At 29.7% G+C, this 12,768-nt stretch carries 12 protein-coding genes and 1 tRNA gene; 5 read left to right on the top strand and 8 right to left on the bottom strand.

Annotation, left to right across the window (positions count from 1 at the left end; genetic code table 11):
* Positions 1-8: 8 nt before the first annotated feature.
* Genes folK through dapA form a run of 3 tightly spaced genes read right to left on the bottom strand, consistent with a single transcriptional unit; the run spans position 9 to position 1,838 of the window.
* On the bottom strand, positions 9-566 hold the full coding sequence (folK, locus tag ACTTAX_RS01210) for a 2-amino-4-hydroxy-6-hydroxymethyldihydropteridine diphosphokinase (protein WP_440692244.1): 558 nt from the start codon (positions 564-566) through the stop codon (positions 9-11).
* Positions 493-963: an SsrA-binding protein SmpB gene (gene smpB / locus ACTTAX_RS01205; protein ID WP_440692242.1), complete on the bottom strand. Its 471-nt coding sequence runs from the start codon at positions 961-963 to the stop codon at positions 493-495. Before smpB ends, folK begins: the two co-directional genes overlap by 74 nt.
* The gene (gene dapA, locus ACTTAX_RS01200; RefSeq protein WP_440692240.1) at positions 963-1,838 is read right to left on the bottom strand and encodes a 4-hydroxy-tetrahydrodipicolinate synthase; all 876 of its coding nucleotides are present in this window, start codon (positions 1,836-1,838) and stop codon (positions 963-965) included. Before dapA ends, smpB begins: the two co-directional genes overlap by 1 nt.
* A gap of 43 nt (positions 1,839-1,881) precedes the next feature.
* Between dapA and ACTTAX_RS01195 the strand changes: the two genes are divergently transcribed.
* The gene (locus ACTTAX_RS01195) at positions 1,882-4,068 is read left to right on the top strand and encodes a lytic transglycosylase domain-containing protein (RefSeq protein WP_440692239.1); all 2,187 of its coding nucleotides are present in this window, start codon (positions 1,882-1,884) and stop codon (positions 4,066-4,068) included.
* Here the strand turns inward: ACTTAX_RS01195 and ACTTAX_RS01190 are convergent.
* Positions 4,069-4,160 (bottom strand) — tRNA-Ser (locus tag ACTTAX_RS01190).
* A 67-nt stretch (positions 4,161-4,227) separates the two neighbouring features.
* On the opposite strand from ACTTAX_RS01190, the gene ACTTAX_RS01185 reads away from it, so the two are divergent.
* The 4 genes from ACTTAX_RS01185 to ACTTAX_RS01170 are packed head-to-tail and all read left to right on the top strand — an operon-like array spanning position 4,228 to position 9,323.
* A complete protein-coding gene (locus tag ACTTAX_RS01185) occupies positions 4,228-5,481 on the top strand; it encodes a sarcosine oxidase subunit beta family protein (protein ID WP_440692237.1) in 1,254 nt (417 codons plus the stop codon).
* Positions 5,481-5,756 (top strand): sarcosine oxidase subunit delta, encoded by a 276-nt coding sequence (locus tag ACTTAX_RS01180; RefSeq protein WP_075506763.1) that lies wholly within the window; start codon positions 5,481-5,483, stop codon positions 5,754-5,756. The genes ACTTAX_RS01185 and ACTTAX_RS01180 overlap by 1 nt, the downstream gene beginning before the upstream one ends.
* A gap of 5 nt (positions 5,757-5,761) precedes the next feature.
* Positions 5,762-8,767, top strand: a complete 3,006-nt coding sequence (locus ACTTAX_RS01175; RefSeq protein WP_440692236.1) for a sarcosine oxidase subunit alpha family protein — start codon at positions 5,762-5,764, stop codon at positions 8,765-8,767.
* A complete protein-coding gene (locus ACTTAX_RS01170) occupies positions 8,760-9,323 on the top strand; it encodes a sarcosine oxidase subunit gamma (protein ID WP_440692234.1) in 564 nt (187 codons plus the stop codon). The genes ACTTAX_RS01175 and ACTTAX_RS01170 overlap by 8 nt, the downstream gene beginning before the upstream one ends.
* Positions 9,324-9,326: 3 nt before the next feature.
* On the opposite strand, the gene ACTTAX_RS01165 is transcribed toward ACTTAX_RS01170, so the two are convergent.
* The 4 genes from ACTTAX_RS01165 to ACTTAX_RS01150 are packed head-to-tail and all read right to left on the bottom strand — an operon-like array spanning position 9,327 to position 12,767.
* Entirely contained in the window at positions 9,327-9,854 is a 528-nt protein-coding gene (locus ACTTAX_RS01165; RefSeq protein ID WP_440692232.1) for a thermonuclease family protein, read from the bottom strand.
* Positions 9,854-11,191 carry an MATE family efflux transporter gene (locus ACTTAX_RS01160; RefSeq protein ID WP_440692230.1) on the bottom strand — a complete coding sequence of 446 codons (1,338 nt, stop codon included), beginning with the start codon at positions 11,189-11,191 and terminating at the stop codon, positions 9,854-9,856. The genes ACTTAX_RS01165 and ACTTAX_RS01160 overlap by 1 nt, the downstream gene beginning before the upstream one ends.
* A 20-nt stretch (positions 11,192-11,211) precedes the next feature.
* A complete protein-coding gene (trhO, locus tag ACTTAX_RS01155) occupies positions 11,212-12,117 on the bottom strand; it encodes an oxygen-dependent tRNA uridine(34) hydroxylase TrhO (RefSeq protein WP_440692228.1) in 906 nt (301 codons plus the stop codon).
* Complete coding sequence (locus ACTTAX_RS01150; RefSeq protein WP_440692227.1) at positions 12,117-12,767, bottom strand: O-methyltransferase; 651 nt, start codon at positions 12,765-12,767, stop codon at positions 12,117-12,119. The genes trhO and ACTTAX_RS01150 overlap by 1 nt, the downstream gene beginning before the upstream one ends.
* Between the last annotated feature and the right edge of the window lies 1 nt (position 12,768).

Here is a 12,768-nt window from a genome sequence, read left to right as displayed (position 1 = left end):
ACATTAATTTAAATTTGTTTAATAGACCTAATGTCCGCTTGAGAGAGCGAAGAAATCAAGCTTTTAAGATCTTTTTTAATAATTGGATGATGCCATTTTTTTTGAATTTCAAAAAAAGGGATAAGTACAAAATTTCTTTTATGCATAAGTTTATGTGGCAAAGTTAATTTGTTTTTTACCTTTAAAACCTTTTTATTAAAGTCAACTATATCAATATCGCAAACACGTGGATCATTTTTTTTACCTTTTTTTCTTCCTAACAAAATTTCAATTTTTTTACATATTTCAAGGAGACTTTCTGGATCATGATAAATTTTTGCCTTAATAACTATATTTAAAAATTTAGGTTTTTTAGAGTCAGGCCAAGAAGGTGTTTCATAAAAACTTGAAATAGATAAAAAATCCAGTTTCTTTTCGCTTAAGTGGGATTTTGCAATTTCTATATTTTTTTTTCTATCACCTAAATTAGATCCAATACCTAAATAAACAATTTTAGCTTGATTTTCTAATATATCTCGCCTTTTCACGATTCCAGTCTCTACTTTTTTTTGTTTCTCTTTTATCATATTGCTTCTTTCCTTTAGCAACTGCTAATTCAATTTTAGCCTTCCCTTTTTTAAAATACATTTTTGTTGGAACAATAGTAAATCCATCTCTTTGCATTTTTCCAATTAATTTATTTATTTCTCTTTTATTTAGCAGTAACTTTCTTTCATCGGTTGGGTTATGATTGGAATAACTTGCTTGTTTGTACGGTGAAATGTGAGAATTAATTAAAATTATTTCTCCTTTTTTTTCAACTGCATAAGAGTCTGCTATATTAACCTTTCCATCTCTTACTGATTTAATTTCAGAACCTTTAAGGACAATTCCTGCTTCTAAAATATCCTCAAAAAAATAATTAAAACTAGCTTTCCTATTTAAACAAATTATTTTTAAACCAGAATTGGTTTTTTTGTTCATTAAATCAATTTTGCTGTCTGAAGGGACTTTTTAACAATTTCCTTAGTTTGTTCAGTAACTTTTACCAGAGGTAATCTAACATCATCTTCGCACAGATTTAATAATTTAGCAGCATATTTTACTGGACTAGGATTACTTTCAACAAACATTGAGTGATGAATTGGCTGTAAAATTTTATCTAATTTTTCAGCTTCACTAATATCATTTTCAGATTTAGAAAATTTTTGAAAATCTGAACAAAGTTTTGGGGCTATGTTTGCTGTTACACTTATTGCACCTACTCCACCTCTTTTGTTAAATTCTAGCGCATTGTCATCATTACCAGTCAATTGAATAAATTCTTTACCCATTTTTGATAACTGTTGATCAACCCTGTCCAAATCTCCAGTGGCATCTTTTACACCAACTATATTTTTTAACTCGAACAGTCTTGCCATTGTATCAACATTCATATCAATAACTGATCTACCTGGAATATTATAAATTATTATTGGTATCCCACATTTGTCATTTATAGCTTTATAATGCTGGTACAAACCTTCTTGAGTAGGTTTATTATAATAAGGTGTTACGATTAGAGCACCATTTGCACCTGCCTTTTCAGCGTGTGAAGTTAACGAAATAGCTTCTTCAGTAGAATTTGAACCTGTTCCAGCTATAACTGGAATTTTTCCATTACTTTCTTTTATACAGAGATCAATTACTTTTTGATGCTCATCGTGACTTAATGTTGGAGATTCTCCTGTCGTACCAGCAGGTACAAGCCCACTAGTTCCATTTTCAATATGAAAATGTATTAATTTAATATACGCCTCCTCATCTAAGAGATTGTTTTTAAACGGCGTAATTAAAGCAACATTTGATCCTTTAAACATAAATACTTATAACATAGTTTAAAGATTCATATACCAAAAGATTATGATTAAAAAATTATTATTTTTAATAATAACTTCCTTGATTAGCTTTAATTTCAGTTGGTCACAGATTGTACCTTTAAAAAAACCATCGCTATCCTCTGAGGAATTAAACAAAAATATAATATTGAATACAATCAAACCTCTAAAAAAACCGTCAAAAGTTAAAGTTGAGAAAAAGGTAACTAAAAAAGAAACTAAACTTAGTTTTCTTTTACCTAAAAAAAAGCCAGTTATAAGTGGGTTAGTCAATTCAGGAACAGTAAAAATTTCTAAATTTTATAATAAAAAAGATTATGGGATTGCAAAAAAAGCTATTGGGGAAATGCAAAAGGGTCAGTGGAAATCTGCAATTAAAATCTCAAAAAAAGCTAAAGATAGATCTATATATAATTTTATTAAGTGGAGACATTTATTAACAACAGGTAATCAAGAGTCATTTTTTGATTACCAAGTCTTTATCGAGGAAAATTCAGATTATCCAAGAATAGATAGATTGAAATATTTGGCTGAACATAAACTTTCGACGGAAAAAGTTTCTCCAAGAAAAATAATTAATTGGTTTTCAAAAAATGAACCTTTAAGTGGATATGGTAAGATGATTTTAGGTGAAAGTCATATTTTATCAGGAAATAAAACAAAAGGTGTTGCTCTAATTAAAAATGGATGGATTTCCGCAGATTTATCAAAAAGTGAGTTAAGGTTTTTCAGAAAAAAATACAAAAAATATCTTGATGCAAATGACTATATTAAAAGAGCTGATCATCTAGCATGGAATAGTAATCATTGGGATTTAAAAAGATTAATCAGATATTTACCTAAAGACTATGAATTGCTCTATACTGCAAGACATATTTTGATGACCAAGGGATACGGTGTAGATCAAGCAATCAAAAATGTTCCAAATAAATTTAAAAACGATGCTGGATTAAACTATGATCGTTTAAAGTGGAGAAGAAAAAAAGGACGATTGGAGTCTTCTACTGAAATTTTGCTCAAGATAAGAAATGATAAAGATTATTTAGTTAGACCTGATAAATGGTGGAAAGAAAGAGAAATTATATCTCGAAAGTTAATTTATAAAAAACAATATGAACTAGCTTATAAAATTAGTAGCAATCACGGAATGTCTGAAGGATCTGAATATGCTGAAGCAGAATGGATGAGTGGTTGGATAGCACTAAGTTTTTTAAATGATCCACTTCTTGCTAAAGATCATTTTAAAAACTTTTTTGACAATGTTAATTATCCAATAAGTGTTTCTAGGGGCGCATACTGGTTAGGTAGATCGTATGAAAAACTAAAAAATAAAGATCAATCGGAAAAATGGTATAAAGAGGCTACAAAATATTTAACTACATATTACGGACAACTAGCATTTTTAAAAATTAATCCTAATGGAAAATTTGAACTTGATAAAACAATGTTGGTTGAAGATGAATATAGAAAAGCTTTTTTTAATAAAGAATTAGTAAAAATCACACATCTTTTACATGAGTTAAAGAAAGACAAGTATACAAAATTTATCTTAAGACATCTGGCTAATGATAACGTTTCTAAAGGCAGTGAACTTTTAGCTGCTGAACTTGCTACAAATATCAGTAGATATGATTTTGCAATACAAGTATCAAAAATTGCCTCTTATCAAAAAAGATTTCATAACAAATACAATTATCCATTAATAAGCACACCTAAATACATTAATGGAAGAAAGATTCCTGAAAGTGCATTAATTTTATCAATTATAAGACAAGAGAGTGAATTTGATTTAAAAGCAAATAGTCATGCGGGTGCAAAAGGTTTAATGCAATTAATGCCTTACACAGCAAAATTGGTTGCTAAACAAGCAAAGCTTCCTTACGCAAAATCTCGATTAACAACCGATCCAGAGTACAATATAAATTTAGGGTCTCATTATATTGCTGGTTTAATTCAGCAATATGATGGTGCTTATCCATTTGCAATAGCTGCGTACAATGCTGGTCCAAATAGAGTTAAATATTGGAAAAAATTAAATAAGGATCCACAAAAAAAACAAATAAATTATGTTGATTGGGTTGAGCTGATTAAATTTAGAGAAACTAGAAACTATGTTCAGCGTGTATTGGAAAATTATAATGTGTACAGATATGTGCTGGAACAAAATCCAATAGTAATGAAAGATTTTTTTAAAGATCAGCCTTTATATTAGTGGCGGAGAGAGAGGGATTCGAACCCTCGGTACAAGTTTCCTCGCACGGTCATTTAGCAAACGACTGGTTTCAGCCTCTCACCCATCTCTCCGTATGACATTGTGTAATAAGTGATTTTATTGAAAATTCAATATTTATAAAGTAATTATTCAATAATTATGGGAAATAAATACTCAGTATTTTCATTAATCAAAAACGCTCTTTCATATCATGAGAATTGGCAAAGAGCATGGAAAGACCCAACTCCAAAAAAAGAGTATGATGCTGTCATAGTCGGTGGAGGTGGTCATGGTTTAGCGACAGCATACTATTTAGCAAAAAAACACAATATGAAAAATATTGCCGTTGTTGAAAAAGGATGGATTGGTGGAGGAAACACTGGTCGTAACACTACAATTATCAGATCGAATTATTTATGGGACGCTAGTGCTGGACTTTATGATCACGCGCTAAAAATTTGGGAAGGATTATCTCAAGAGTTAAACTACAATGTAATGTTTAGTCAAAGAGGTGTAATGAATCTTGCTCACAATTTGCAAGATGTAAGAGATTTAAAAAGAAGAACACACGCAAATAGACTAAATGGCATTGATGCAGTTTATTTGAGTACAGAAGAAGTTAAAAAGTTTTGTCCAATTATAAATACATCTCAAGATATAAGATATCCTGTACTTGGTGGTACATTACAAAGACGAGCTGGCACAGCAAGACATGATGCTGTTGCCTGGGGTTATGCTAGAGGTGCTGATGAAATGGGTGTTGATATAATTCAAAATTGTGAAGTAAAAGGTATAAAAAGAAATGGTGATAGTGTTGAAGGTATAGAAACAACAAAAGGATTTATTAAAACAAAAAAAATTGGAGTTGTGGCAGCTGGACACTCAAGTGTGGTCGCTAATATGGCTGGAATAAGACTTCCTCTAGAAAGCAAACCTCTTCAAGCACTAGTGTCAGAACCTGTGAAACCAATTATTGATACAGTTGTTATGTCAAACGCTGTACACGCTTATGTAAGTCAATCTGATAAAGGTGAATTAGTTATTGGCGCTGGAACAGATGATTATGTTTCATATACTCAAAAAGGCAGTCATCAAATAGTTGAAGGTACTTTAAATGCTATTTTAGAATTGTATCCAATTTTTAGTCGTATGAGAATGTTAAGACAATGGGGAGGAATTGTGGATATATGTCCTGATGCAAGTCCAATATTAAGTAAAACTTCTATCAAGGGACTTTACTTTAATTGTGGTTGGGGCACAGGAGGCTTTAAAGCTACACCTGGATCAGGAGATTTGTTTGCACACACAATTGCTAATGATGAACCACATAAACTTAATGCAGCATTCAATTTAAATAGATTTGTAAGTGGAGACCTTGTTGATGAACATGGTGCTGCAGCAGTTGCTCACTAATGTTTGTTATTAATTGTCCATATTGTGGTGAGAGAGATCAGCAAGAATTTAAAGCTGGTGGTGAAGCCCATATAGAAAGACCAAAACAACCAACAGAACTTAGTGATGATGAATGGGCAGAATATTTATTTATGAGAAAAAATATTAAAGGTGTTCAATATGAAAGATGGAACCACGCTCATGGTTGTCGTAAATGGTTTAATATGATTAGAGACACTTCGAATGATGAGATTAAAGCAATCTATAAAATGGGAGAAAAACCCCCTTCGATATAAAACAAATGTCAGAAAATTTAAGAGTTAAATCTAGTCAATATATTGATGAAACAACAAGAGTTTCGTTTAAATTTAATGGTACAACTTATTATGGATTTAAAGGAGACACACTTGCTTCTGCTTTATTGGCAAATAATGTTCATTTAGTAGGTAGGAGTTTTAAATACCATAGACCAAGAGGTATAATGACATCAGGTTCTGAGGAACCCAATGCAATTGTTCAAATTAATCCCAATACTAATAGAACTGAACCAAATGTTAGGGCAACTGAAGTTGAAATATATGAAGGAATGGAGGCATCAAGTCAAAATTGCTGGCCAAGTGTAAACTTTGATATTGGTGGAATAAATAATTTTTTATCACCCCTACTTCCTGCAGGATTTTATTACAAAACATTTATGTGGCCAGCAAGCTTCTGGGAAAAATATGAATACTTTATAAGACACTCAGCAGGACTGGGGAAATCACCAACATCAAACGATCCTGATATTTACGATCACAGAAACATTCATTGCGATGTTCTCGTAGTTGGAGCAGGTATATCAGGAATTCTAGCAGCTAAAAATGCTGCAAAGAATAACTACAAAACTTTACTTTTAGATGAAAAAAATGAATTGGGAGGATCAACTATTTATGAAAACAATGAAAGTAATAAAATTGATAATAAAATTTCATCTGAATGGTTAAAAAAAGAAATTGAAGAACTTAAAAATATTAAAAATTTAGAAATAAAAACTAGGACAAGTGTTGCTGCGTACCATCAATATAATTATTTGCTAGCAAGAGAGAACTTAACAGATCATTTAGAAAAAAAAGACAAGACAAATAAAATTAGACAAAGATTACTCAAAATAAGAGCAAAGAAGGTAATTTTGGCAACAGGTGCTTTGGAAAGACCGATGGTATTTAATAATAATGACAGACCTGGAATAATGCTTTCTTCTGCAATTAAAAAATATAGTGATTTTTATGGTGTAGCCTGTGGTAGGAAGATTATATTTTTTACAAACAATGACAGTGCATATGAAAGTGCACTTTCATTAAACGATAAAGGTATCAAAGTTGAAGCAATAGTTGATATTAGAAAGCAATCCGAAACAAATTTAGAAAAAAAAGTTATTGATGCAGGTGTAAAAATATACTGGGAACATACAGTTGTTGATACCTCTGGTTATAAAAGATTAAACAATGTCTCAATAATGAAACTATCAAATGATGGAACTTCAGTAACCGGAAATAAAATTTCTATTTCATGTGATTGCTTGGGAGTTGCTGGTGGATGGACTCCAGCTGTTCACCTATATACTCAGTCAGGTAACAAACTTACTTTTGATGAGGATAAAAAAATATTTATTCCAAATAAAAATAATTCAGATCAAATGAGTGTTGGATCTTGTTGTGGTGATTTTAAGCTTGATGAAATATTTAAAAACTTAAATGAAAAACTAAAAGATTTTTTAGATATAAATAAAACAGATTTTGAAAATATTACTGTTAATAACGACCATGAGATTTCAAAAAGAAACATATGGTTATTACCGTCTGATAAAGTTTTAGGCAAAACTAAGCCTTTTGTTGATTATCAAAATGATGCAACTGCAAAAGATATAAAATTAGCACTAAGAGAGGGTTTCAGATCTATCGAACATGTCAAAAGATATACAACAACTGGGATGGGAACTGATCAAGGAAAATTAGGAAATATGCATGCTTTGGGAATAATAGCAGATACAGCAGGTGTTAAGATGGGAGAACTTGGAACGACTACTTTTAGACCTCCTTATACCCCATTAACATTTGGAACAATTGTAGGACGTAATGTTGGTAAGTTTTTTGATATTTTTAGAAGAACACCTATGAATGATTGGCATGTTGAACAAAAAGCAGAATTTGAAAATGTTGGTCAATGGAAAAGAGCTTGGTACTACCCTATCAATGACGAAACTATGCACCAGGCAGTTCAAAGAGAAAGCAAAGCTGCAAGAGAAAGTTCAGGAATATTGGATGCCTCCACACTTGGTAAGATTGACATACAAGGAAGTGATGCCTCAGAGTTTTTAAATAGAGTTTATACAAATGCATGGTCAAAACTTGGCATTGGCAAATGTAGATATGGTTTAATGTTAAATGAAGATGGTATGGTATATGACGATGGTGTTACTACAAGATTAGGTGAAAATCATTATCTAATGACAACAACAACTGGTGGTGCAGCAAATGTTCTTGGAAAATTAGAGGATTACCTTCAAACTGAATGGCCAGAATTAGATGTATATTTAACTTCAGTTACAGATCAATTTGCTACAGCAAGTTTGTGTGGCCCTAATAGCAAAAAAATTCTTAAAAAAATTATTCCTGATTTAGATTTGTCTGATGAAAATTTTCCACACATGTCTTTTAAAGAAGCAAAAATCGGAAGTATTGTTTGCAGAATTATGAGAATAAGTTTCACAGGTGAGCAAAGTTTTGAAATTAATGTGCAAGCAAGTTATGGAAAAGATCTATGGGAGAAATGTATAGAGGCTGGTAAAGAATTTAATATTACTCCTTATGGTACAGAAACGATGCACTTATTAAGAGCTGAAAAAGGTTTTATTATTGTTGGCCAAGATACAGACGGAACAATGACACCAATAGATTTACAGATGGATTGGATTGTTAGTAAAAAGAAATATGATTTTATTGGCAAAAGATCTCTTTACAGATCAGATACTATGAGAGAAGACAGAAAACAATTGGTGGGATTATTAACAGATGACCCTAAAGTTGTATTAGAGGAAGGAGCACAAATTGTTTCTGAACTAAATAAAAGTCCTGTTGAAATGCTTGGTCATGTTACATCAAGTTACTTTAGCCCTAATTTAAATAAATCTATAGCCCTAGCAGTTGTAAGAGGTGGGAAAGATATGATGGGTAAAAAACTATTTATCCCTATGGAAGATAAAACAATTAATGTAACTGTTTCAAATCCAGTATTTTTTGATCAAACTAATGAAAGATTAAATGCTTAGTTATAATCAAGTAACAAATAGTGAAATTAATAACAACGGTGTTTCTGTAAAAGAAATTGCACCAATAATGAAATTAAATTTAAGAGGTAAAACAAGAGAATTTTTTACAAATGTAGGAAAAAGTTTAAATATGATTTTGCCAACAGAAGCAAATACATCCTCATCTAGTGATAAACTTACTGCCATATGGTTAAGTCCAGATGAATGGATGATTGTATCAAATGAGACTACTAGCAAAGAAACCAATACATACCAATTAAATGATGTATTATTTAACAATATTTCAAAAACATCATTAGGAGCAGTAACTGATGTTACTGACCAATTTGTTCAATTAGAGATAAAAGGTGAAAAAATATATGAACTTTTTTCCTCAGGATGTCCTTTTAATTTTAACTTATTTCGTGAAAAAAAAGGGTCAACAACTCAAACTTTGCTAAATCATATAGATGTTATTATTCACAATAAGGACGAAAATATTGTTAATTTATTTGTTAGAAGATCATTTGCTAAACACCTTTGGGAATGGATGGAAGATAGCTCTTCAAGATTATAAAGATTAATTTTTACGCCTATAATCCCACGGCATTTCAAATTTACCTTGCCAAATACCTAATTTGTTATTTTTGGCATTAATTTCATCAGAAACATATTTTTTAGAATACTTTCTATATGCTACTGCATAACCATTTGAAACCATCCAAGAATTTAAATTTATATTTCTTTTAAAACACTCGCCAATTAACCTTTTATACCTATCAACGTCTATAATATTACAATTCAATTTTTGTTTATTAATCTTTTTAATTAACTTTTGAGTAGATACTTCTCCACACATATAATCTTTAGTAAAAGACATAAAAGATATTGTTAAATAAGTTTTTTTACATTTTTGTTTTTTTTCAGGTGCATCAATACCGTATAATCGAATTTTTTTTGAATTAATCTTGATTGTATCTCCATCAACAATTTTAGCAAAACCTGAGATTTTATTTATATTTTCAGATCTTACATCGTTATATGTAAGTATAAAAAATATAGATGAAATAATTATCAAAATTATTAATTTCTTTTTTGTATAAAACATTAACCGGTAGTTAATTTATTGTTAATATAATATTTAACATAAAAGAATAGTAAGATTGATATTAACCATTGCAATATTGCCCAGATATAAAAGAAAGTTTTAAAGTCTGCATCAATAGAACGTGCTATATAATAAGATAAAAATGGAACCAAAACGTTCCTTAATATATTGTTAATCATTGCTTTCTCAGATTTTTTTAAAGCCATAAAGAAACCATTTGATAGAAAAAAAATTGGGTATGCTGGTAAGATAAATGCAGAAATTTTTAAATACATTGACCCATATTCAATAACTTCCGTGTTAGATGAGAAAAATTTTGGCATTAAATCTGCAGTTACAAAGACCAATACTCCAGACGCTAACATTATAATCAAGCCGTATTTTACTGATGTAAAATAAGATTGCTTTACTCTATCATAATATTTGGCACCTATATTCTGTGCAATAATTGATATTATTGCTGTATTTATCCCTAATACAGGCAGTAAGACAACCTGCTCTATCCTTGTTGCTGCTCCATAACCAGCAACGGCATATTCTCCTGTAAATGCAACATAAGTAAATACAATCGTTGCAGCAATTGAGTACCCAAGAATAGCTATTGTGATTGGCATTGATTGGAAGAAAATGTTTTTAATGTAGAAAAATTTAATCTTAAAATTTTGAATAGTGATCTCTTTAATACGTTTATTTTTTAACAATTTAATTAAAACGATTATTAGAGAAAGAAATTGGGCAATCAAAGTTGCATAACCTATACCCGCAACACCAAAAGCTGGGATAAATAAAAATCCAAATATAAATATTGGATTTAATAAAATGTTTAAAAAAAAAGATAATATAAGAGCATTTCTATATGTAACTGTATCTCCCTCAGCATGAAGAAATGAATTTAAAGCAACAACCAGAATAAAGAGAATAGTTCCATAAAATATTACATTAGTATACTCAAGGCCAAGAGTAATTACCTCTCTGGATGAATTCATTGTTAAAAATAATTTTTCAGAAAAACTAAATCCAATTATCGATACAATTATTGAAATTATTACTGAATAAAGAATGATATTTGTAAAATAACCTAAAACATTTTTTTCATTTTTTTCCCCAATACTACTACCAATTAATGAAGTTCCTGCAACAGTGACACCAATAGATGTGGCGATAATTAAAAAGTAGATTGGAAAGGATTTACTTAATGCAGATAAAGCTTCAGGTGAAATTTTCCCAGCATAAAAAGTATCAACTAAAGTGTATAATGTTTGAAATAGTGTCCCAACACTTGCTGGTATTGCAAGTTTTTTTATAAGTTGAGAGACGTCCTCTTTTAATAAATTCATTTCTTTAAACTAAAAATATTTTAATATTCTTTTTGAAAGATATGACTTTTTCCAGTTTTTTTGGCAAGGTTAATTTGTTTTTGTCTCATTCTAAATCTTGATTTTTGATCATTTGTTAAATTATCGTGACAATTTGGACAAGAAACACCTTCTTCATATTTTTTAGATTTTTTATCTTTTAAAGAAATAGGTTTTCTACAACCGCTACACATTGAGTAAGAACCTATTTTCAAACCATGCTTTAAACTAATTCTGTTGTCAAAGACGAAGCACTCACCTTTCCATAAACTTTTTTTTGGGTCTGTTTTTTTTAAATAATTTAAAATACCACCCTTTAATTGGTAGACATTATTGTAGCCTTTGTTTTCCAAAAAGACTGACGCTTTTTCACACCTAATGCCTCCAGTACAAAACATAGCAATAGGTTGATTTTTTTTTAATTTTTTAAGATATTTTGGAAAATCTCGAAAATTATCCACATCTGGATTAATTGAACCTTTAAAAGTTCCAACTTTATACTCAAAAGGTTTTCTAGCATCAATTAAGACTGTTTTTTTGTCTTTAATCAATGAGTTCCATTTTTGAGGGTTAACATGACTATCTTTTTTTTTAATTCTCTTTTTCAAACTTAAGTTCATTGGAACCACTTCTTTTTTAATTTTTACTTTTGGTTTGTGAAACGGCTGAAAAGAGCTTTTCGAATTATTAGTACTGTCAAATTTTTCAAATTTAAATAATTTGTGTAAATAATCTTTAATCAATTTAATATCTTTATTTTTTCCAGAAATAGTTCCATTTAACCCTTCATTTGAAATAATAATTGTTCCACGTATGTTTTTATTTAATAATTTATTGTGAAGTTTTTTCTGATTTTTCTTTAAATAAGAAATTTTAATAAACTTATAAAATCCAAATACTTCAAACATTATAATTTTCTACAAACTGTCATACCATCACCTAATGGGACTATAATTTTTTCAACCCTTTTATCTTTAGAAATAAAATTATTAAAATCTTTAATAGTTAAAGTGATTTTATCATCGCTATTTTCATCAACAACTTGACCGTACCACAGAACATTATCAATTATTATTAAGCCATGTTTCTTTAATAATATTAAAGATTTTTCATAATATTCTTTATAATTTTTTTTATCAGCATCGATAAAAATTAAATCAAAATCATTTTCTTTTATTTCGTTCAAACTTTCTAAAGCAGGTTTAATTATTGTTTGAATTTTATGATTTTGTTTTGCTTTCTCAAAAAATTTTATTGCAATTTCGTTAGTTTCTTGATTTTTATCTAACGCAATAATTCTACCATCTTCTGGTAATGCAAGAGACATTGATAAAGCACTTAAACCAGTAAAAGTACCAATCTCTAGTATTTTTTTAACATTAGATGTTTTTACTATTAAGTGTAAAAATTGAGATTGCGAGATAGATATTTGCATCCTTTTAATATCTCCCATAGACTCATTATAAGAAATGATTTCTTTTTGAACTGAATGAAGATCTAGTCCATTATTTAAAATGTACTCTTGAATTTTTGTGCTAATTTTTAGGTCTGAGCCCATG

Origin of the sequence: Candidatus Pelagibacter sp. HIMB1695 (assembly GCF_052047655.1) — a bacterium.
Taxonomy (GTDB): Bacteria; Pseudomonadota; Alphaproteobacteria; order Pelagibacterales; family Pelagibacteraceae; genus Pelagibacter.
The sequence above is the reverse complement of the archived record's forward strand: the minus strand, read 5'-3'. Positions and strand labels throughout refer to the sequence as shown.

Coding starts and splice junctions, on each gene's coding strand:
- ACTTAX_RS01185 (WP_440692237.1), top strand. CDS start 4,228: ATGGGAAATAAATACTCAGTATTTTCATTAATCAAAAACGCTCTTTCA.
- ACTTAX_RS01170 (WP_440692234.1), top strand. CDS start 8,760: ATGCTTAGTTATAATCAAGTAACAAATAGTGAAATTAATAACAACGGT.
- smpB (WP_440692242.1), bottom strand. CDS start 963: ATGAACAAAAAAACCAATTCTGGTTTAAAAATAATTTGTTTAAATAGG.
- ACTTAX_RS01150 (WP_440692227.1), bottom strand. CDS start 12,767: ATGGGCTCAGACCTAAAAATTAGCACAAAAATTCAAGAGTACATTTTA.
- dapA (WP_440692240.1), bottom strand. CDS start 1,838: ATGTTTAAAGGATCAAATGTTGCTTTAATTACGCCGTTTAAAAACAAT.
- folK (WP_440692244.1), bottom strand. CDS start 566: ATGATAAAAGAGAAACAAAAAAAAGTAGAGACTGGAATCGTGAAAAGG.
- ACTTAX_RS01195 (WP_440692239.1), top strand. CDS start 1,882: ATGATTAAAAAATTATTATTTTTAATAATAACTTCCTTGATTAGCTTT.
- ACTTAX_RS01160 (WP_440692230.1), bottom strand. CDS start 11,191: ATGAATTTATTAAAAGAGGACGTCTCTCAACTTATAAAAAAACTTGCA.
- ACTTAX_RS01175 (WP_440692236.1), top strand. CDS start 5,762: ATGTCAGAAAATTTAAGAGTTAAATCTAGTCAATATATTGATGAAACA.
- trhO (WP_440692228.1), bottom strand. CDS start 12,117: ATGTTTGAAGTATTTGGATTTTATAAGTTTATTAAAATTTCTTATTTA.
- ACTTAX_RS01165 (WP_440692232.1), bottom strand. CDS start 9,854: ATGTTTTATACAAAAAAGAAATTAATAATTTTGATAATTATTTCATCT.
- ACTTAX_RS01180 (WP_075506763.1), top strand. CDS start 5,481: ATGTTTGTTATTAATTGTCCATATTGTGGTGAGAGAGATCAGCAAGAA.